The organism is Liquorilactobacillus nagelii DSM 13675 (assembly GCF_019444005.1).
Taxonomy (GTDB): Bacteria; Bacillota; Bacilli; order Lactobacillales; family Lactobacillaceae; genus Liquorilactobacillus; species Liquorilactobacillus nagelii.
The window spans coordinates 1678942-1700776 of sequence record NZ_CP049304.1 but is presented as its reverse complement, the minus strand read 5'-3'; the positions used below and the strand labels follow the sequence as shown (position 1 = coordinate 1700776).

The 21835-nt window shown below is 38.1% G+C and carries 20 protein-coding genes and 1 riboswitch; of the genes, 17 read left to right on the top strand and 3 right to left on the bottom strand.

The window, feature by feature from the left end:
* The first annotated feature begins 7 nt into the window (after positions 1-7).
* From G6O73_RS08635 to G6O73_RS08555, 17 genes are all read left to right on the top strand, one after another.
* Entirely contained in the window at positions 8-217 is a 210-nt protein-coding gene (locus G6O73_RS08635) for a heavy-metal-associated domain-containing protein (RefSeq protein ID WP_057886501.1), read from the top strand.
* 565 nt (positions 218-782) lie between these two features.
* On the top strand, positions 783-1220 hold the full coding sequence (locus tag G6O73_RS08630) for a MarR family winged helix-turn-helix transcriptional regulator (RefSeq protein WP_057886502.1): 438 nt from the start codon (positions 783-785) through the stop codon (positions 1218-1220).
* A gap of 149 nt (positions 1221-1369) precedes the next feature.
* A complete protein-coding gene (locus G6O73_RS08625) occupies positions 1370-1960 on the top strand; it encodes an ECF transporter S component (protein WP_057886503.1) in 591 nt (196 codons plus the stop codon).
* A 15-nt stretch (positions 1961-1975) separates the two neighbouring features.
* Positions 1976-2638 carry a glycoside hydrolase family 73 protein gene (locus tag G6O73_RS08620; RefSeq protein ID WP_083478547.1) on the top strand — a complete coding sequence of 221 codons (663 nt, stop codon included), beginning with the start codon at positions 1976-1978 and terminating at the stop codon, positions 2636-2638.
* Between the two features lie 41 nt (positions 2639-2679).
* Positions 2680-2780, top strand: a riboswitch (purine riboswitch).
* Between the two features lie 66 nt (positions 2781-2846).
* Positions 2847-3428 (top strand): xanthine phosphoribosyltransferase, encoded by a 582-nt coding sequence (locus G6O73_RS08615; protein ID WP_057886504.1) that lies wholly within the window; start codon positions 2847-2849, stop codon positions 3426-3428.
* Positions 3429-3439: 11 nt separating this feature from the next.
* Positions 3440-4726 (top strand): nucleobase:cation symporter-2 family protein, encoded by a 1287-nt coding sequence (locus G6O73_RS08610; protein ID WP_057886521.1) that lies wholly within the window; start codon positions 3440-3442, stop codon positions 4724-4726.
* 197 nt (positions 4727-4923) lie between these two features.
* Positions 4924-6072 (top strand): ATP-grasp domain-containing protein, encoded by a 1149-nt coding sequence (locus tag G6O73_RS08605; RefSeq protein ID WP_057886505.1) that lies wholly within the window; start codon positions 4924-4926, stop codon positions 6070-6072.
* 93 nt (positions 6073-6165) lie between these two features.
* Positions 6166-8415, top strand: coding sequence for a DNA helicase PcrA (pcrA, locus tag G6O73_RS08600; protein ID WP_057886506.1), 2250 nt, complete (start codon positions 6166-6168; stop codon positions 8413-8415).
* Between the two features lie 19 nt (positions 8416-8434).
* Positions 8435-10435, top strand: a complete 2001-nt coding sequence (gene ligA, locus G6O73_RS08595; RefSeq protein WP_057886507.1) for an NAD-dependent DNA ligase LigA — start codon at positions 8435-8437, stop codon at positions 10433-10435.
* Positions 10436-10438: 3 nt separating this feature from the next.
* Positions 10439-11578: a CamS family sex pheromone protein gene (locus tag G6O73_RS08590; RefSeq protein ID WP_057886508.1), complete on the top strand. Its 1140-nt coding sequence runs from the start codon at positions 10439-10441 to the stop codon at positions 11576-11578.
* A gap of 89 nt (positions 11579-11667) precedes the next feature.
* Positions 11668-11970: an Asp-tRNA(Asn)/Glu-tRNA(Gln) amidotransferase subunit GatC gene (gene gatC / locus G6O73_RS08585; protein WP_057886509.1), complete on the top strand. Its 303-nt coding sequence runs from the start codon at positions 11668-11670 to the stop codon at positions 11968-11970.
* 3 nt (positions 11971-11973) lie between these two features.
* Positions 11974-13437: an Asp-tRNA(Asn)/Glu-tRNA(Gln) amidotransferase subunit GatA gene (gene gatA / locus G6O73_RS08580; protein ID WP_057886510.1), complete on the top strand. Its 1464-nt coding sequence runs from the start codon at positions 11974-11976 to the stop codon at positions 13435-13437.
* Complete coding sequence (gene gatB / locus G6O73_RS08575; protein WP_057886511.1) at positions 13437-14867, top strand: Asp-tRNA(Asn)/Glu-tRNA(Gln) amidotransferase subunit GatB; 1431 nt, start codon at positions 13437-13439, stop codon at positions 14865-14867. The genes gatA and gatB overlap by 1 nt, the downstream gene beginning before the upstream one ends.
* 34 nt (positions 14868-14901) lie before the next feature.
* Positions 14902-15945, top strand: coding sequence for a diacylglycerol kinase (locus G6O73_RS08570; protein ID WP_057886512.1), 1044 nt, complete (start codon positions 14902-14904; stop codon positions 15943-15945).
* Positions 15946-16059: 114 nt separating this feature from the next.
* Entirely contained in the window at positions 16060-17427 is a 1368-nt protein-coding gene (gene rlmD / locus G6O73_RS08565) for a 23S rRNA (uracil(1939)-C(5))-methyltransferase RlmD (protein WP_057886513.1), read from the top strand.
* Positions 17428-17929: 502 nt separating this feature from the next.
* On the top strand, positions 17930-18826 hold the full coding sequence (locus G6O73_RS08560; protein WP_057886514.1) for a restriction endonuclease: 897 nt from the start codon (positions 17930-17932) through the stop codon (positions 18824-18826).
* Positions 18827-18845: 19 nt separating this feature from the next.
* Positions 18846-19235: a hypothetical protein gene (locus G6O73_RS08555; protein ID WP_057886515.1), complete on the top strand. Its 390-nt coding sequence runs from the start codon at positions 18846-18848 to the stop codon at positions 19233-19235.
* Positions 19236-19852: 617 nt separating this feature from the next.
* On the opposite strand, the gene dhaM is transcribed toward G6O73_RS08555, so the two are convergent.
* From dhaM to dhaK, 3 genes are read right to left on the bottom strand one after another with little or no spacing between them, the layout of a single operon-like run.
* Positions 19853-20230 carry a dihydroxyacetone kinase phosphoryl donor subunit DhaM gene (gene dhaM / locus G6O73_RS08550; RefSeq protein WP_057886516.1) on the bottom strand — a complete coding sequence of 126 codons (378 nt, stop codon included), beginning with the start codon at positions 20228-20230 and terminating at the stop codon, positions 19853-19855.
* Positions 20227-20814, bottom strand: a complete 588-nt coding sequence (gene dhaL / locus G6O73_RS08545; RefSeq protein ID WP_057886517.1) for a dihydroxyacetone kinase subunit DhaL — start codon at positions 20812-20814, stop codon at positions 20227-20229. Before dhaL ends, dhaM begins: the two co-directional genes overlap by 4 nt.
* 24 nt (positions 20815-20838) lie before the next feature.
* Positions 20839-21834, bottom strand: coding sequence for a dihydroxyacetone kinase subunit DhaK (gene dhaK / locus G6O73_RS08540; RefSeq protein ID WP_057886518.1), 996 nt, complete (start codon positions 21832-21834; stop codon positions 20839-20841).
* Between the last annotated feature and the right edge of the window lies 1 nt (position 21835).

Here is a 21835-nt window from a genome sequence, read left to right as displayed (position 1 = left end):
AATTATAATGGAACAGGAAAAGGTAGCAATTTCAGGGATGAAGTGTAGCGGCTGTGCTGATAAGGTCAAGAACGCATTTGAACAACTGGCTGGAGTTAGCGATGTGCAGGTTAGTTTAGCCGATAAGCAAGCATCATTTGTTGGAAAAGCTAGTTTGGCAGAATTGAATGCAACTTTAGCTGAGACACATTATCAAGTAGAAAAAATTATTGATTAGCTTTTTAGTGGAGAATTTAAGAGACCTTGGTTGACTAGAAAGTTGAAATAAGAAAATAAAGAATACTTGCAAATGATAAGATATATAAAAAATTAGGTTGAAGTGAGACATTTTTTTTGCTTCAACCTAATTTTTTATATATACTAGATATACAGAATAAAAAAAAGAATAATATTTGTTGCTCATTTGGAAAAGATTGCCAATCAGCTCTTATTATGAATAAGGCTTGGTTTATCTTGAACTAAAATTTAATTAATAAACCGATGAAGATTTTGTTTAGTTTTTGACTAGAAGGGTTTAAATTAGTTTGAATAAGTAATTTGATTTGACGATAATCGAATTTTATAAAAAAAAACCAAATCAGTTATTTAGCGTAAAATAATCATCTTTTTAATTCTTAAAGACTTTTTTTAGATATTTTTGATTAATTAGTGTAAAATATACGTATAAAAGCTATAATAAAAAACTATATTATGGCTTTAAAGCTTGACAACTACAATTTATTTTAGTATATTATGGTAGTCTATGCTATATATAAATTATTTTAAATGTTCGGAGGCAGAAAATGATCACACTTCAAAAATCTTTAACCAACCTAACCCAAATTTTACGCCTATATGAACATCGACAAAATGATCCTGATTTTGAGCGCCTTGGTGCAATTGATGTTTATTATTTGGAAGCAATCTATCAGCTTAAGGAACCAACAATCGGGATGATTTCCAGATTGTTAGATCAGTCAACCCCTAATACCAACTATCACATTAAAAAGTTGATGAAAATGGGCTTGATTGAAAAACGGCTTGATGATGTTGACCGTCGTGTTACACATTTATTAGTAACTGACAAATATCGTCAAATGTTAGAAACAAACGAAGAATTTTGGCAGCGTTTGGAAAATCGTTTGGAAGATGAAATTGCGCCAAAGGATTTGGCAATTTTCAAACGAGTACTGCGTCAGACAACTGACATTGTTTCTGAAGAAGGTTTAGACGAACTTTAAACTGAATTCTAATCAAGATTTGACTAAAACCGATTTGCGGGTTTATTATCCGTCGTCGGTTTTTTTGTTGTTAGTAAAAGCCGTTGCTTAGACTGGGGGATATGTTATAATAACGCCAGCAAGTTTTCACAGATAGGAGTGGACAATTCGTGCGTTCTAAGCAGACTAAACGGTTAGTGATCCTAGCTTTTTTTACCGCAATTATCTTAGTTCAGAATTTTGTACCCTTAGTAGGCTATATACCATTAGGCCCACTTAATTTGACTTTAATTCATATTACAGTGATTGTGGCGGCCTTTGTGTTAGGCCCCGTTGATGGTGCTCTCGTCGGTGGTGTTTGGGGAACGATAACTTTTATTCGGGCTTTTGTCTGGCCAACAAGTCCGTTAGCAACGATTGTTTTTGTTAACCCGTTAATCGCAATTTTACCACGAGTAATGATCGGCTTAGTTGCTGGAAGTATTTTTAAGCTGCTGCAACCTAAAGTTCGCCATACGATGGCAGCTATGATTCCGGCAGCAATTTTAGGCTCTTTGACCAATACGCTGCTAGTGTTAGGCCAAATTTTCTTGTTCTACCAATCGAAATCACAAATGTTATATCAAATTAACACTAAAGCTTTGCTACCGTATTTACTAGCGGTTATTGGAACAAACGGAATTCCTGAAGCAATAGCAGCTGCAATTATTGCACCGATGATTAGTGCCCCATTATTATTACGTTTTCACCGAAAATCTTGATTGCGAGATGAAAAAATGACTGTGAGAAAAAAACGCCAACCAAAACGTAAAATAAAGCGTCGTTCAACTAAAACAAATTTTTGGTTTGAACATGGACACCTGCGTTTTAGCAGTCTATTGTTTTTTTTGTTATTAGGTGGATTAATTTTTTTATTGAGCTTAGGCTTAATTGGCAGATGGGCAGTTAATACACCAACTGTTTCGCAAATTAGTGATCAACAAAAACGGCAATTTATTGAAAAAATTTTACCAGCAGCTCAGCAGCAACAGCGAGAAAACCATATTTTAACGAGTATTACCTTGGCTCAAGCAGCCTTAGAATCAGATTGGGGTCAAAGTGAATTAGCAAGCAAATATCATAATCTTTTTGGAATAAAAAACGCTCAATCAAGTGCTAAATTGTTAACCACCGGTGAATATGTAAACGGTCAGTGGATCACAGTTACAGCTCGCTTTGCCGTTTATCAAAACTGGAATGAATCAATCGCTGCCCATAGCAAATTATTTACAAATGGTACGGATTGGGATCGGCAACACTATCAAGCAGTGTTAGCGGCAAAAAATTATCAGCAAGCTGCTCAAGCACTGCAACAGCATGGCTATGCTACTGATCCGAGCTACGCCCAAAAGTTAATTGAACTTATTCAAGAGTATCAGTTAAATAAGTATGATCAATAATAAAAACCGAATATTAGATATTGAGTTTCTAATGAATGTATGTTAATCTCAGTGTTGTTGCTTATATAATCGTCATGATATGGATGGCAAGTTTCCTACCCAAAACCGTAAATTTTGGACTATAAGTAAAGGGCACGGGCTTTAGAGCAGTGGCTTCTATTACTTATAGTAAAAGGAGCCACTATTTTTTTAAAGGAGCGGAATCATTGTGAAAGTATTGGAAGACAGGATTAGGCAAGAAGGACTTGTATTACCTGGAAATGTATTAAAAGTTAATCAGTTTCTCAATCATCAAATTGATCCAGATTTAATGTTGGACATCGGTAAGGAATTTGTAACGCTTTTTGGTAGTCAGAAAATTACCAAGATTTTAACGGTTGAGTCTTCTGGAATTGCTCCAGCAATTATGACAGGGCTGTTACTACATGTTCCAGTGCTATTTGCCCGCAAACAGAAAAGTAGTACGATGCCAGGCCAACTATATAGCGCTCAGGTCTACTCATATACTAAAAAAACCGAAAATACGATTGCAGTTGAAAGTAAGTTTTTACTAGTTGATGACCATGTTTTGATTGTTGATGATTTTTTGGCAAATGGTGAAGCGGTTAATGGCTTGTTAGAAATTTGCCGGCAAGCGGAAGCTGAAGTAGTTGGAGTGGGAATAGCAATTGAAAAATCTTTTCAAGCTGGAGCTAAACGAATCACAGACCAAGGAGTTCATTTAGAATCACTAGCTAAAATTGCTTCATTTGCTGATGACCAGGTTCACTTTGTGGGGGAAGAAGTCTAGTGGCAGAAGAAATAAAACGACAAGTTTCGCAAAGTAAATCTGCAGTATTAGGTTTGCAACATTTACTAGCAATGTATTCTGGAGCGGTGGCTGTTCCACTATTGATTGGAACAGCACTTCAATTTAACAGCGAACAAATGACATATTTAGTTTCAATTGATATTTTTATGTGTGGTTTGGCTACATTAGTGCAATTATTACGTAATCGTTATTTTGGAATTGGCCTGCCAGTGGTTCTAGGCTGTGCGATTCAAGCGGTTGAACCTTTAAAGATGATTGGCAAGCAATTTACAATTGGAACGATGTATGGAGCAATTATTATTGCGGGTTGCTTTGTTTTCTTGATAGCGGGACAATTTTCACGGATTAAGAAACTTTTTCCACCAGTTGTTACAGGCACTCTAATTACGGTAATTGGGTTAACACTAATTCCAATTGCAGTCCAAAACATGGGTGGCGGTGATGCAACTGCCAAGAGCTTTGGCAGTTTAGGCAGCTTAGTTCTCAGCTTTTTGACGGTAGTTATAATTTTGGTGGTTCAACGTTGGGGACGAGGCTTTTTAAGTTCAATTGCTGTCTTGATTGGATTAGCTGCTGGAACATTAATTGCTTTAGCAATGGGAATAGTTTCCTTAGCCCCAATCACTGAGGCTCGTTGGTTTCATTTCCCACAACCATTTTATTTTGGAATGCCCCAGTTTGAATGGTCTTCTTCAATTACAATGATTATTATCGCGTTAGTTTCGATGGTCGAATCAACGGGTGTTTTCTTTGCGCTAGGTGGTATTTTAAATCAGAATATTACTGCTCAAGATTTGAAACGTGGTTACCGTGCCGAGGGGTTGGCTCAAATTTTAGGCGGGATTTTTAACACTTTTCCATACACAACTTTTTCACAAAATGTCGGTTTACTACAGTTGTCGGGAATTAAAACTAAACGTCCAATTTATTGGTCAGCTGGATTACTAATGTTAATGGGATTGATCCCCAAAATTGGAGCATTTGCCACGATTATTCCAACACCAGTTTTGGGTGGAGCGATGCTCGTAATGTTTTCAATGATTAGTGTCCAAGGAATTCGAATGCTTTTTCAAGTTGATTTTAATGATCAACGAAATATGCTGATTGTAGCGGTTTCTTTAGGATTAGGACTAGGTGTTTCTGTTTATCCAACTTTATTTGAAGCTTTGCCACGGACTATTCAGCTCTTTTTAGGAAATGGAATCGTTGTTGCTAGTTTGTCTTCAGTCTTGCTGAATATTATTTTAAAAGGAAAAGCTGGCTTAGCTGAAAAGTGACAATTAAATTAATTTGAATTTAAAGAATTTTTAAAAGAGCTTGGGTGAAGACAAAGCTCTTTTTTTCTGAATCAGAAAAGAAATTTTCTAATTTTTGAGAAATATTAAATTATCAATTTGGAATCTTATGTTAAAATGATTTTGAAAAGAGCACTGATTGATATGATAGATTTTAGATAATAGAAAGTAGTGAAATTATGGCTGATGAAATATTATTTCCAGGAGATACACTTGGAATAATTGGTGAAAGTCCGAATGGAATTATGTTAGCTGAAACAGCAAAAAAAATGGGCTTTAAGGTCATAGCCTATAGCTCAAATGAAGCATCGCCAACTGTTCAAGAAGCTGACTTAGGAATTATTGGATCCTACCAAGATCGTGTTAAGCTGCAAGATTTTGCAGAAAGGTGTGCGGTTGTAACTTACGTCTCGGATCGAATTCCAGCTGATGTTGTTGGCTTTTTACAACGTTTCACTAACCTTCCTCAGGGTAAGGAAGCTTTGGAAATCGCGCAAGATCGGTTATTAGAACGAGCTTTTTTGGAGCAATTGAATATCAATATTGCTCCTTATGCCACGATTGTTAGCTTAGATGATGTTTATCAAGCGGTTAGTTCAATTGGTTATCCTTGTATTATCAAACCAATCCAAAAAGAATTTGGCCATAGATATCAGCAATTAATTACGAAACAAAGCGATGTAGCTCGGTGTGCCGATTTTATTGATCGGGGAACTTTTGTTTTGGAAGCTTGGATTCCATTTAAACATGAGATTTCGGCGTTGGTTGTTAAGGACGGAGCAGGCAATGTACAGCCATTCCCATTGGTTGAAAATCATTACCGGCAGCGACGTTTATTTGAAACAACAGTCGGAGGTGAGCTTGATGCGGCAGTTGAAGCTGAAATAAATAAATTAGCTGGCGAAATTGCGCAGAATCTTCATTATGTTGGGGTGCTAGAAATTGCATTCTTTATTACTGAAAGTGGGGCAGTTTATGTTAAGAAAATTGTTCCTGCTCTCCATGCTACTGGGTATGTGTTTGATCGAGGAGCAAACGTTTCGATGTTCGAACAGCATATCAAGTCTTTGGTCAAAATGCCATTAGGGCCAGTTGAGCTTTTACAGCCAACAATTATGGTTAAGCTTCAGTCAGCAGATCTAGAAGCTTTAAGAACACAGTGGGTGTTGAAGACTAACTGGCACTATCATTTTTATCGCTACCCTAAAATGGTTCAATCACAAACGGTTGGTTATTTATTGGTTTCCGGTAGTAACTTATCGGATTTACAGCAGCAGATAGACGCGACTGGAATTTGGCAAGCGGAAGAATCAGATAAAAACAACTAATATTTATCAGCAAGCTTCATGTTTTTTTAAAGAAGCTTGCTTTTAATTTTGTTATAATGAAGATTGATTGGATTCAAGAGAGGATTGAAGATTTTGGAAGCCACAGAACTATTGACCGGATTAAATGATAAACAACAAGAAGCAGTGCGCCAAACGCAAGGGCCTTTGTTAGTGATTGCAGGTGCTGGTAGTGGGAAAACCCGTGTTTTGACTCATCGGGTAGCCTACTTGATTGAAGCTATCGGTGTTAATCCTTGGAATGTTTTAGCAATTACCTTTACCAATAAAGCTGCCCGTGAGATGCGTGAGCGAGTTGGTCAATTGTTAGGTGAAGCTGCTCAAGATGTTTGGGTATCCACTTTTCACGCTTTATGTGTTCGAATTTTACGGCGCGATATTGAAAAATTAGGTTATCAGCGGACATTTACAATTGTTGGAACTAGCGAACAGCGAACCTTAATGAAACAAGTGCTGGCAGATTTGAATCTTGATTCAAAAAAATTTGATCCACGAGCATTGCTGGGTGTTGTCTCACAAGCCAAAAATCAATTGCTAACACCTAAAGAATTTGCAAAACAGGCAACATCTGTTTTTGACAAAACAGCTGCTCAGGCGTATCAACTATATCAACAAGGGTTAGAACAAAATCAGGCAGTTGATTTTGATGATTTAATTATGCTGACTTTGCGATTATTTGCTCAGGAGCCAGAAATTTTACAATATTATCAACGAAAGTTTTTATATTTGCATGTTGATGAGTATCAAGATACTAATCAAGCACAGTATGAATTAGTTACAAAGCTTGCTGCAGGTTCGCGTAATTTATGTGTAGTTGGTGATGCAGACCAAAGTATTTATGGTTGGCGTGGAGCTGACATGCGCAATATATTGGATTTTGAGCAAGATTATCCGGATGCCAAGGTAGTTAAGCTTGAACAGAATTATCGTTCAACCAAGGTGATTTTACAGGCAGCTAATGATGTTATTAAGAATAATGTTAACCGCAAAGCAAAAAAATTGTGGACGGAAAATACTGAAGGAGACCGAATTCATTATTATCGAGCACAAACAGCAAATGATGAAGCTTATTTTGTTATTCGGCAGATTCAGCAGCTTAAGCAACAAAAAAACTGTCATTACCAGGATTTTGCGGTTTTATATCGCACTAATGCTCAATCTAGAACGATTGAAGAAGCTTTCATTAAATCAAATATTCCTTATCGGATTGTTGGCGCGCATAAATTCTATGATCGCAAGGAAATTCTTGATGTTTTAGCTTATTTGCAACTAGTAACCAATCCAGCAGATTCACTGAGTTTTAATCGCGTTGTCAATGAACCCAAGCGAGGAATTGGAAATGCTAGTTTAGATAAATTAGCAGATTTAGCTGCCCAACAGCAGATTTCATTGCTAGAAGCAGCTCAGAACCCAACATTGGCTAACATTTCCGGTAAAGCTGCGCGAGAATTAGTAAAATTTGCGACAATGATTGATCAATTGCACCAATTACAACAAACAGTAGATGTTACCCAGTTAACTGAAGCAATTTTAGATCGTAGCGGATATAAAGCTGCATTAAAAAATACTCGTAGTTTAGAAAATCAGAGCCGTTTAGAAAACATAGATGAGTTTTTATCAGTTACCCAGCAATTTGATCAGCATTGGCAGCCAGAAACTGAAACCAGTGAGCGTTTTGTCGATTTCTTAGCAGATTTGGCATTAATGTCCGATCAAGATTCGTTAGCTGAAGCAAGTGATGAAGTGGCTTTATTAACATTACATGCTGCTAAGGGGTTGGAATTTCCAGTAGTCTTTTTAGTAGGTCTAGAGGAGGGCGTTTTCCCATTAGGGAGAGCTTCATTCAATGAAAATGAATTGGAAGAAGAGCGGCGTTTAGCCTATGTGGGGATTACAAGGGCCAAAAAAGAATTATTTTTGACAAATGCTCTTTCAAGAATGCTATATGGTCGACAACAGACAAATCCAGTTTCACGTTTTATTAAAGAAATTGAACCTGAGCTGCTGGTTAGTGAAAATCAACAGGCAACAGCAACGACAATTACTTCGTGGACGCAACGGCGACCGGCTGAAAAAACAGCCTTTGCCAACCGTCAGAAAGCTGGTACTCCTCGTGTAGCTGCTCAACCAGTAACTCAAGGAACTGGTGCGGAAAAAAGTAGCTGGAAAATCGGGGAAAAGGTTTGGCATAAGGCTTGGGGTACCGGAACAATTGTTAAAGTTAATGGTACTGGAGAAGATTTGGAGTTGGATATTGCTTTTGCTGGTAAAGGAATTAAGCGATTGTTAGCAGCCTTTGCGCCAATCACTAAAAAACAAGACTGAAAAGTTAGGAGGAAAACAGATGGACGAAGCGATAGCAGCAAAAAAAATTGCTCAATTAACAGAGCAGTTGAATCTTTGGAGTCAACAATATTATGTTGAAGACGATCCTAGTGTTGCTGATCAAGTTTATGATCAAAGTTATCGCCAACTGCAGCAGCTAGAAAAAAGTTTTCCAGAGCTGATAACTCCTGACTCACCGACCCAGCGAGTTGGTGGTCAGATTTTGACTAATTTCCAAAAGAAAACCCATGAAATTCCGATGTTATCTTTAGGTGATGTTTTTTCTAAATCAGAGTTGTTTGAGTTTGATCAGCGTTTGCGACAGCAAACAGAGCAGGATTTGGAATACAATTGCGAATTAAAAATTGACGGCTTGGCAATTTCGCTGATTTATCAGGAAGGTAATTTTGTTGAAGGTTCAACTCGAGGCAATGGAATTATTGGTGAAGATATCACGAATAATCTTAAGACGATTAAGGCAATTCCACTAAAGCTAAGTGAGCCAGTATCGCTTGAGGTACGCGGTGAATGTTATATGCCCAAAAAAGCTTTTGTTAGTTTGAACCAACAGCGAGAAGCGGCGGGCCAGCCAGTTTTTGCTAATCCGCGCAATGCAGCTGCGGGTAGTTTGCGACAGTTAGATTCGCGAATAACGGCCAGTCGCCATTTGAGCACATTTATCTATTATCTAATGCAACCGGAAAATTATGGTTTAAAAACACAAGATGCGGTAATTAAACAGTTAGCTGATTGGGGGTTCAAGGTTAATCCAGAATCAAGGGTTGCCAAAACCCATGAACAAATCAGTGAATACTTACAAGAATATCAAGCGAAACGGCCAAACTTGCCTTATGATATCGATGGAATTGTTTTAAAAGCTAATTCTTTGGCAGTTCATCAACAAGTTGGTAACACGGTTAAAGTTCCACGCTGGGCAATTGCCTATAAATTTCCACCAGATGAACAAGAAACGATTGTTCGAAAAATTGAATGGACGGTTGGAAGGACAGGGGTTGTAACTCCCACTGCAGTGATGGATCCGGTTCGCTTAGCGGGGACTACGGTCAGTCGAGCGTCATTGCATAATCCTGATTACTTATTGGAAAAGGATATCCGGGTTGGTGATACAGTTAAATTGCATAAAGCTGGCGACATTATTCCTGAAATTTCCGAAGTTGTGCTTGGTAAACGTGTCGCTGATTCACAACCCACTGTCATTTTACAGCATTGTCCGATTTGTCGGGCAAAGTTAGTTCATTTAGACGAAGAAGTTGCATTGCGTTGTATTAATCCTAAGTGTCCGGCCTTGATTAAAGAGAGCATTGTTCATTTTGCTTCGCGCAATGCTATGGAGATCGCTGGCTTGGGGCCAAGAATAGTTGAACAGTTATACCAAAATCACTTAGTAGCTGATGTAGCAGATTTATATCGGTTAACAGCTGAAGAATTGTTAAAGTTGGATAAGTTTAAGGAAAAATCAACACAAAATCTATTAGCAGCGATTGAAACTAGTCGCCAAAACTCAGCCGAGAGGTTATTATTTGGTTTAGGAATTCGTCATGTTGGTAGTAAGGCGGCTAAATTATTATTAGCGCATTTTGGCAGCATTAGCCAGTTGATGGTGGCTAACGAAACAGAAATTGCTGCAATTGATTCAATTGGCCCAGTAATTGCTCAAAGTGTAGTAACTTATTTTGCTAATCAAGAAGTTCATCAGCTAATTGAAGAATTGCAAAATGTTGGTGTTAATCTGAATTATCTGTCCAGCCAACGAACAGTCATTCAAACTAGCTTTTTTACTGGTAAACGAGTAGTTTTAACCGGCAAATTACAACGATTAACTCGTTCAGATGCTAAAAAATGGCTTGAAGACCATGGGGCGCAAGTTACTGGTAGTGTCTCAGGCAAAACCGATTTGTTAATTGCGGGTGAAGATGCAGGTAGTAAACTTGCTAAAGCTGAATCTTTAGCAGTGCAGGTAATTAATGAAGCCAGATTTATTGAATTAATGGAGGCATAGAAAGTGAAAAAAACCGGAATTCTTATCGGAGCGATATTAGCGATTTTATTGGCTGGTTGCAGCAATAAGTCGTCAAATAGCAATAATAGCAGTAAAAGTAGTTCAAATGGTTATCAGATTACAGGTAATTCTAGCAGTGACCAGTATCAAAATGTAATTACTAATGGTAGCTATTTGACTAGTAAAGCTCGTGGTGTTGGAATTTCACAAAACTCAGATAATTTACTGAATTTAAAGAGTTTTGAAAATGGGTTAACGCAATTGTCCAAGACAAAATATTCACCTAATAATTATATATTTCGTGAAGGACAACTGTTATCATCAACAACAGTCGAAAAATGGTTGAGTCGTCAGTCTAAATCAAATAGTTTAGGACTTAATCCAGAAAGCAACGGTCAAACTGATCCAAACAAACGGAACCCAATCTATGTTCAGCAGTTAGAAGAACAGGACTATATGAAACAAGAAAATGGAAAATTGGTCTTGTCAGGAATTACAATTGGAATCGGGATGAATCGAAAAGATTATTACCAAAAAGAGCAGTATGGTGCTACTTACACTACTGATATTTCGGAAGCAAAAATGATTGCTGAGGGACGTCAGGCAGCAGTTAAAGTTTTACAAAGATTACGTTCTAGCGGCAAAGTTGCCAATAATGTCCCAATTATGATTGCCATGTTCCAGCAGGCTAGCAATGATAGTTTGGTTGGCGGTTCATTTTACTCATATACGTATGTAAAGAGCGGTAGTACAATCAATTCTTGGCAGAGTCTGAATACTAAGAGTTATATTTTACCAACGACAGCTAACACATCATTGCCAAATGATAATGATGAAACTTCATTTGAAAGCTTTAAAAAACAAGTGCAGAATTTCTTTCCGAATTTAGCCGGAGTAACAGCACAAGCAGAATATAATAATAAAGAGCTCCAAGGAATGCATGTCAATATCACGACTCAATTTTACAGTGAGACAGAAATTACAGCTTTCACACAGTACTTAGCGACAGCTGCTCGCAATTATTTACCAAGTGGAATTCCAATTGATATTACAGTAAAGGGTAGCGATGGTGATATTCAAAGCTTTTTAGCCAAAACGGCTAAACAAAGTACTTACTATACTCATGTTTTCAGCAGCTACTAATAAAAAAAACAAAGACTTTTCGAGTTAATAGTCAGTAAGTGAAAGACTTATGCTAGAATGAAATTATTGTAGGGAAAGAAGGAGTAGAAATGGCAATTAATGCAGATGAAGTCAAACACGTTGCGGGATTAGCAAAACTCGCTTTTTCTGAAACCGAGCTCCAGAAATTCACTGGACAAATGGATGAGATCATTAAGATGGTGCAACAGTTAAGTGAAGTTGACACAACCGATGTTCCGGTTACAACTCATGTTACCGATGCGGAAAATGTTTTACGACCTGATAAAGCGCAATCGGGTGTTGACCGTGATTTATTAATGAAAAATGTGCCTGACAGTCAAGATGGTTACATTAAAGTTCCAGCGATTATTGATGAAAGCGGGGAAGCATAAGCAATGGATTACTTTAAGCATGATTTAGCAAGTTTGCATGATTTGCTGGTCAAAAAAGAAGTCAGCGTAACTGATTTGGTCAAAGAAACTTTGACGACAATCAAAGAACGTGATCAAAAATTAGCGGCTTTTTTAACATTGAATGAAAAAGCTGCTTTAGATCAGGCTGCTCAACTTGATCAACAGGGAATCGACCCAGCTAATATTTTGGCTGGTATTCCATTAGCAATTAAAGACAACATTGTTACGAAAGACTTGCGAACAACAGCTGCTAGCAAAATTTTAGAAAATTTTCAACCAATTTATGACGCAACCGTAATGGAGAAATTAGCCGCTCAACAGGCGATTACGATTGGAAAAACCAACTTAGATGAGTTTGCAATGGGTGGATCAACTGAAAACTCAGCTTTTAAGACGACTAAAAATGCTTGGGATCAGACTAAAGTTCCTGGTGGATCATCCGGTGGCTCAGCAGCAGCGGTTGCTAGTGGTGAAGTTATGGCAGCATTAGGTTCAGATACAGGTGGATCAATTCGGCAACCGGCAGCGTTTAATGGGATTGTTGGTGTTAAACCGACATACGGTCGAGTTTCACGCTATGGTCTGATTGCTTTTGCTTCCAGTTTAGATCAAATTGGAACGTTTACCCGCAATGTTAAAGACAACGCTTTGCTATTGAATGCAATTAGTGGACTTGATCCTCATGATTCAACTAGTTCAAGTCAACCGGTGCCAGATTTTGCTGCTGGATTAAATGGCGATATCAAAGGTATGAAGATTGCTGTTCCAAAAGAATATTTAGGTAAGGGAATTGCTGAATCAGTCAAGACAGCCATCAAACAAGCGATTAGCACTTTTGAAAAATTAGGGGCTACGGTTGATGAAGTTAGTTTACCGCATAGTAAATACGGTGTACCGGTTTATTATATTATTGCTTCTTCTGAAGCTAGTTCAAACTTGCAGCGTTTTGATGGCATTCGTTACGGCTATCGCGCACAAGATGTTAAAAATTTGGAAGATGTATATGTCAAATCACGCTCAGAAGGATTTGGTGATGAAGTTAAGCGGCGGATTATGCTGGGAACCTTCTCATTATCAGCAGGAACATATGATGCTTTCTTTAAGAAAGCTGCGCAGGTACGGACACTGATTTGCCAAGATTTTGCTAAAGTATTTGGTGACTATGATTTAATTCTTGGACCAACTGCTCCAACAACTGCTTTTGGAATTGGTGAAGATATTGATGATCCGATTACGATGTATATGAATGACATTTTGACAATCCCAGTTAACCTAGCTGGTTTGCCAGGAATGTCGTTGCCAGCTGGTTTTGCTGATGGGTTACCAATTGGATTGCAGTTGATTGCTAATCAATTTGCTGAAAATACAATGTATCGTGCCGGTTATGCTTTTGAACAGGCAACTGATTTTCATAAAGAAATTCCAGCGATTGGAGGTCAGAAATAATGAATTTTGAAACAACGATTGGACTTGAAGTTCATGTTGAAATGAAGACAAATTCGAAGGCATTTTCACCAGCCCCAGTAAAATACGGTTCTGCACCAAATACCAATACCAATGTTGTTGATTGGGGTTATCCAGGAGCTTTGCCAACGGTTAATAAGGGAATTATTGAATTCGGGATGCGAGCTGCTTTGGCATTGCATTGTACGGTAACTCGTGACATGATTTTTAACCGAAAAAATTATTTTTATCCAGATAATCCAAAAGCCTATCAGATTACGCAATCAGACACTCCTATTGGTCGTCATGGTTGGTTAGAGATCGAAGTTGATGGCAAAAAGAAGAAAATTGGAATTGAGGAAATGCACGTCGAAGAAGATGCGGGTAAAAACACGCATAATCCAGATGGTTATTCTTACGTTGACTTGAATCGTCAGGGGACACCGCTGATTGAAATTGTTTCTAAACCAGAAATTGCTTCAGCTGAAGAAGCTTATGCCTATTTGGTTAAATTACGGCAGACAATTCAGTTTACGGGTATTTCAGATGTTAAGATGGAAGAAGGCTCGATGCGGGCTGATGTTAACGTCTCCGTTCGACCAATTGGTTCTGACAAATTAGGAACTAAGACAGAAATGAAGAATTTGAACTCATTTGAGCATGTTCGTAAAGGTTCACATTATGAGTCTAAACGGCAGCAGCGAATTTTAATGGCTGGTGGCAAGGTTCAACAAGAAACTCGTCGATTTGATGAAGCAAGTGGTGAAACAATTTTGATGCGAGTTAAGGAAGGCGCTAGTGATTACCGTTACTTCCCTGAACCAGATTTACCACCAGTGCATATTTCTGATGCCTGGTTAGAAGAAGTTCAAAAGTCAATTCCAGAAATGCCGGAAAATCGTCGTGCACGTTATGTCAATGATTGGGGCTTGCCAGAATATGATGCAGGTGTCTTAACTCAGACGAAGGAAATGTCTGACTTCTTTGAAGCAACGGTGGCACAGGGGGCTGATCCTAAATTAGCAGCTAATTGGTTAATGGGTGAAGTTAATGCCTATTTGAATGCCAAACAGATTGATTTACCTGAAACGGCATTAACACCAACCAATTTGGCGACAATGATTAAATTGATTGAAGATGAAACCATTTCTTCAAAAATTGCGAAGAAAGTCTTTAAAGAAATTATTACCAAGGGTAGTGAACCGAAAGCTTGGGTTGAAAGCAAAGGCTTGGTTCAGTTGTCAGATTCAAAAGTTTTGCAACCAATTATTGACCAAGTCTTGGATGATAATCAAAAATCAGTTGATGACTTTAAAAATGGTAAAGACAGAGCAATTGGGTTCTTAGTTGGTCAAATCATGAAACAAACTCATGGCAAAGCAAATCCTAAAGTGGTTAATAAGTTATTGATTGCTAGTTTAAAGGCAAGATAACATTTTAAGTTCAAGCGGTTGAAGGAGAAAACAGATGCAAAAGCGTTGCCGAATTATTTACAATCCAACTTCTGGTCGGGAAGCGATGAAAAATGATTTAGTTGATATTTTGAATATTCTTGAACGAGCGGGCTATGAAACGAGCGCCTTTCAAACAACGCCTGAGCCAAACTCAGCTAAAAATGAAGCGTTACGAGTTGGACGAGCTGGATTCAGTCTGGTTATTGCGGCTGGCGGTGACGGGACAATTAATGAAGTTGTTAATGGGATTGCACCATTAAAACACCGACCAAAGATGGGGATTATCCCTGCTGGGACAACAAATGATTATGCCCGCGCGTTGAAAATTCCACGCGAAGATCCAATTGCGGCTGCCAAAGTTATTGCTAAGGGCAAAACAATTAAGATGGATATCGGTCAAGCCAACGATAATTATTTTGTTAACATTGCAGGTGGTGGACTATTAACCCAACTAACTTATGGTGTGCCGTCGGAATTTAAATCATTATTTGGTTATTTAGCTTACCTTTTCAAGGGAGCCGAATTGTTACCGCAGATTAAACCAATCAAGATGCATTTGGAGTATGACGGTGGAGCGTTTAATGGTCGGGCATCGATGTTCTTTTTAGCATTGACTAATTCGGTTGGTGGTTTTGAACAGTTGGTTCCTGATGCTGCCTTGGATGATGGTAAATTTACGTTAATCGTGGTTAAGACGAGTAACTTGATGGAAATTTTACAATTGATTACGATGGTGCTTAATGGTGGGAAACATATTAAGGATTCCCGAATCCTATATGTTAAAACTTCTAAATTAATTGCCAGACCAGTTGATGAAAAAATGATGATTAATATTGATGGTGAATATGGTGGGGATGCGCCAATGGTCTTTCATGATTTGAAACAACATATTGAAATGTTTGCCAATACTGATCAGCTACCGGATGGGGCGATTAGCTCGGAACAAACTCCAGCTGAGCAGACGGCTAGTCAGCACTTTGTTGAAGAAGTTGAAGACTTGACTGGTCAAGATCTTAATCAAGATGGAAAATTAGGTAATAATAAGTCGCAAGACTGATTGCGACTAGTATAAATTTAATTCCGCAAAAGTAGAAAATAAAGTCTGAAGGGCTGTGACAAATAAAACCTTTGTCACAGCCTTTCTTAGCAAGAAACAGAAAGTAGGAAAAAAATGAAAGAGATACCAGTAGAAAAAAATCAGGAATTTGAGGTCACGGTTGAAGATCTCAGTTATCAGGGTCGAGGAGTTGCCAAGGTGGATCATTATCCATTATTTATTGATGATGCTTTGCCGGGTGAAAAAATTTTAGCACATGTGATGAAAGCTAGTCGCAACTATGGTTTTGCAAAAGTTGTTAAACGATATAATGATAGCCCAGATCGGCAACTAAATACTGAATCAGCCTATTTGCAGACGGGAATTGCTCCGTTGCAGCATTTAAAATATGACGCACAATTGCGTTTTAAACAAGGACAAATTAAGGAATTATTGCATAAAGCGCATTTAGACCAGATTACGGTTGCTCCAACACAAGGCATGGCAGAACCATTGCATTATCGCAATAAAGCACAAATTCCTGTTCGTATGGTAAATGATCAATTAGAAACTGGATTTTTCCGTCAACGAAGTCATCAATTTGTACCAATGCATGATTTCTTGATTCAAGACCCTCGAATTGATCAGGTATTAGAAGTTATCCAAACTGTTTTGCGTGAATTTGAAGTTCCGGCTTACAATGAGCGTCAGCACAATGGAGTTATTCGTCATATTGTAATTCGCCGTGGACATTACAGTGGTCAAGTAATGGTAACTTTGGTAACCCGTTCGCGCAAATTACCTGCTGGTAAACAAATTGCCCAACAAATCATGGAGCACTGTTCAGATGTTGTCAGTGTTTATCAAAATATTAATTCCGCAAAAACTAATGTTATTATGGGCCGTGATGAAAAGTTATTAGCTGGCAAAGCCCAAATCGAAGATCAATTAAATGGAATTAAATTCGCTATCTCACCACGATCATTTTTCCAGGTTAACTCTTTGCAAACTGAAAAAATTTATCAATATGTAGCTCAAACTGCTAAGTTAAGTGGTGAAGAAACGTTAATTGATGCTTATTGTGGAATTGGCACAATTTCTTTGAGTTTAGCTAAGCAAGCCAAGCAAGTCTACGGTGTCGAAATTGTTGCTGACGCAATTGAAGATGCCAAGCGAAATGCAGCTTTAAATGGAATTACCAATGCCGAATTTAAAGTCGCGGCGGCTGAAGAACAATTTGCCAAATGGGCTAAAGCTGGCTTGAAGCCAGATATAGTAGTTTTTGATCCACCACGTAAAGGACTGGAAACTAAAGTTTTGGAGAGTACCTTGCAATTAATGCCACAAAAGATTGTGTATGTTAGTTGTAATCCAGCAACTTTAGTCCGTGATTTAAAGTTTTTAACTGAAAATGGCTATCAAGTAACTGGACCAATCCAACCGTTTGATCAATTTCCGCAGACGAATCATGTTGAGAGTATCACAGTATTGTCGAGGAGCTGAAAGCGACGAAGAGGATGCTAGTGATACTCCATGCGATAGCTATCCAAGAAAACGAGCGGAGCGAAGTTTGATTGGCTAATAGCGAACCGCTGAGAGCGTTACGGTGCTAGAACGGACAGAAAAATAAGCGAAAGACGCCGGTGTGCAGGCATTCTTGATAGATGAAAAGTGTACTAATTCCTATTTTGGTGATTGGAATTAGTACACTTTTTGCTTATTGAACTAGAGTGTTGAGTGGACAGCATGCTGGCATTTGGGGTTGAGTATGCAAGTGCCCGTTTTAGAGAGTTGAGTTGATTAAGATTATGGAAGAAGCTGTAATGGTTGGTATGACAGGGATAATGCGAGGTGCCAAAATTCCGATTTTGGGGTGCTCAAGCCGAGTGGATTAGGACACTGTCACGGTGTCAGATTTTGTTTAATTTAGTCACCATGATTGAACAGAATAGTACACTCAACTATAATTTAAGAAAAGATAGTTATAAGGGTGGAAAATCATAAAATGGCAAATCGTCAAATTGAGATTGAAAATAAAGCAATGAAAGAAATCTTAATTGCTATGCATAACCTTGGTGGACAGGTTACTAGAAAACAAGTGCTGCAGGAACTTCATGATAATTCAAAAGTATTCAGCGAGAAAGAAATTGATGAGGTTCGAACATCCAAAAAGAGTGGTAAAGAATATCACCCTTTCCATTGGAAGTTTAATTTTGCAGTAAAGCATCTAATTCTTGCTGGGTTTATTGATACTGACAATGGACACGACTTAGAGCTTTCCAAAAAGGGACGCACTGTTGATATTGATGGTTTTGACGCTGATAGGGACGTTAGGTCAATTTCTGAAAATAAAATGCCCCACCGGAAGACAACTCGAGTTAAGGTTAATTCAGTTTCCGATAGCACCAACTCTAATCAAGGCGATTCGGAAGACCTAGAAGAACCTTGGCGTCAACAACTGCTAGATGCGTTAATCAAGATGAGTCCTAAAAAATTTGAGCTCTTTTGTCGCGGTTTGCTGACAAAAATGGGGATTGACATCGATGATGAGATTGGGGTTCAATATGTCGCTGATGGTGGATTAGATGGCTTTGGTTATGTTCGTTCTGATGACTATCGGACTACAAGAGTAGCGTTGCAAGCAAAACGTTGGCAGGGAAGGGTTTCATCACCAGAGATCGACAAGTTTCGTGGTGCGATGGACAAATTTAATGCTGAGTTTGGGATTTTCATTACCAATTCGGACTTCACAAGAGATGCTGTTAAGACAGCGCGGCAAGGAACCCGAATTATCACATTGATTAATGGTGATCAGATTTGTGATCTAGTAGCCAAGTATAACTATTATGTGGAGCCAGTAACTACTTATCGATTGAAGAGCTTTTATTTGGACGAGGATTAATTTAGAAGGGAATGATTAAATGTCTTTAATCTCGGATTCCATAACCGTTGCTGAAAAAGTGCAGTCAATTGCTAAAAAATATAAGGATAAGGAATTGAATGATGAGATAATATTGCTTCAACAAAAGCTAAGTTTGCTTAGCAATGAAAATATTAAGCTAAGGGAAGAAATAGCTGAAATAAGATCAGACGTTCTTAGTAATAAGAATGTGTATATGGATGACAACGGTTTTCTTAGAAGAAAAAACGATGAAACAAAGTATTGTCCAAAATGTTGGAATAAAGATAGAAGGTTATCTGTAATGCCAAACCATGGTGTGAAGGAATTTGATAGTATTAACGAGTATACATTTGAGTGCTCGGCCTGCGGTTTCAGGGTCTATAGCAAAGATAACTTTGATAAAAAATAGCACTCAGCCAAAAATAGCTGAGTGCCGCACATCCTGAATATTTACGTATTAACTTTAATCACTTCACCATCTTTGAACGTGAACTCCATATAGTGGATGCTAAATAATTCTGTAATAACTAATTTAATGTATTTTGCAAGAACTTTATACATAGAAGGGGGCGGACATAATCCTGGACCATTAGAAAACGATAATTCACAGCTGTTTGAAACATATTTTAAATTTTTTTTCAGGGTTGTAGTTGTAATTGAAGTATCCATTGGAGATTGTTGCTTTTGGTAATTAGTTAGAACTTGTCTGAGCTTTTTTGAATCTTAGCAATTTTTATTGGGGTTGCATCAACCTCTAGATGACGAAATTTCCTGTTTTGTCTAACTTACAGTCAAAATTAATTGTATTCCTTTTGGCTGTTTAATACATAATCTTGAATTCAAAAACTATAGGTCAGGGATGAGCTCAATAGTATTGGCATTCAAGTTCAAAATTATTAATACCTGCGCCAATTGAAAGGTTTTTTTATTATGCCAAGCTTTAAAATTAAAATCCGACTGAATCTCAAAAGTTGAGATAACAGTCGGATTTAAAAAGCTTCAAATTGACAATGGTGCTTCAGACTTTTAATTATCTCCTTTAATTTTCAAGGGAGCTAATTGCTTTTCAACTGCTGCCAAGTCAACACCTGCTTGTAACAACGATGCAGCTACGTATGAGCTTTCAACTAAAGCAGTATCGTATAGATGAACTTTCTTTGTTGTCATTTCAGCTGCCATCTCTAAATTCATTTTAGCACTGCCTAAATCATAAAATGCTAAAACTTCATCAGCTTGATTTTCTTCCATTGCTTGAGTGATTTTTTCTAAACTAGTTCCGATTTCGTTTTCATCAGTTCCACCAGCTGCAGTTATCGAAACATCTTTTGCTACTTGCTTTAACAGTTTGGGCACTCCAGCCGCAATTTCTGGAACATGTGAAACTATCAAAATTCCATAACTCATTTGATCACTCCTGCCTGTAATAGTGCCTCAAATAAATAACCGCTTGAAACGGCCCCAGGATCCAAATGACCAATTGAACGTTCACCTAAATAAGAAGCCCGTCCTTTTTTAGCTTCCATAGGTTTAGTACTTTCAACAGCTTGTTTAATTTTTTCAGCGCTTAATTGTTTGTCTTTTACAGCAGCTGTGATTGGTAACCAAACATCAACCATTGTTTTATCTCCCATTTGAGCTCCACCGCGTTTTTTTAAACCTGCCGTCGCTGCTTTCAACAACTGTCCTAAATTGGTTGTTTTAGGACTGAGTTTGGCCATTTCCAAAAATGCGGTTCCGTATAGCGGGCCAGCCGTTCCACCAACTTTACTGATTAAAGCCATAGCAGTAACTTTCAAAGCTGTTGTTAAATCAGCTGGTTGTTTAGCTTTTAATCCTTCATTTACCGCTGTTAAACCACGAGCCATATTGTTCCCGTGATCACCATCACCAATTTTTGAATCTAAATCACTTAAATAGTCCTTTTGCTCACTAATTTTTTGCGCAAATTCTTTCATCCACACTAAATATTTTTCTAAAGTTAATTCCACGAGTTTCTCCTCCTCAACTTTTTGTTACCAAGCCATTGTTTCAACGGGATAATTCAAATAATTTAACCATTTGTTATCAGCTAATTCAAAAACAGTTAATGAAATTCCTGCCATGTCTAATGACGTCATATAGTTGCCAACTTTGACAAAAGCCGGCTCAATTGATTTCTCAGCCAATTTGTTCAAAACATCATGGGCAAAGATGTATTGTTCCATTAATGGGGTTGCTCCCATACCGTTAACTAAAATAGCGTACTTTTTATCTTTTGCAAGTTGTAAACTATTATCTAGCTTAGCAACCAATTCGGCCACTAATTCCTTTGATGGCTTGATTTTTTCACGACGATAACCGGGTTCACTGTGAATTCCGACTCCATATTCAATCTCATCTTCAGCTAACTCAAATCCTGGTTTGCCCACTTCTGGTACGGTAGCGGCACTTAAAGCAACCGCAATCGTATTAATGTGTGGCAGAACCTGTTGGGCTAATTGTTCCAAATCATCCAAAGATGCACCTTGATCAGCTGCTGCACCCAAGACTTTATGCATTAAGATAGTTCCAGCAACTCCGCGCTTTCCTTGCGTATAAAGACTGTTTTCAACAGCAATATCATCATCAACCACAATTGATTTGACTGGGATATCATCCATTTCGGCCATATCTTTAGCCATATCAAAGTTCATCACATCGCCAGAGTAATTCTTAACAACTAAAAAAACACCTTTGCCAGTGTTAACAGCCTTGATTGCCGCATAAATCTGATCAGGTGTTGGTGAAGTGAAAACTTGACCAGCAACGGCCGCACTGAGCATTCCCTTGCCAACAAAACCAGCGTGAGTTGGTTCGTGACCACTGCCACCACCACTAACAATACCAACCTTATCTTTCATTGAAGCTTGATCGCTGCGAATCATAGCAAAAGTTTCAGGTATTTTTTTAACAAATTGTGGGTAAGCTCGCACCATTCCATCAATCATTTCTGCAACAACATCTTGTGGATCGTTGATGATCTTTTTCATT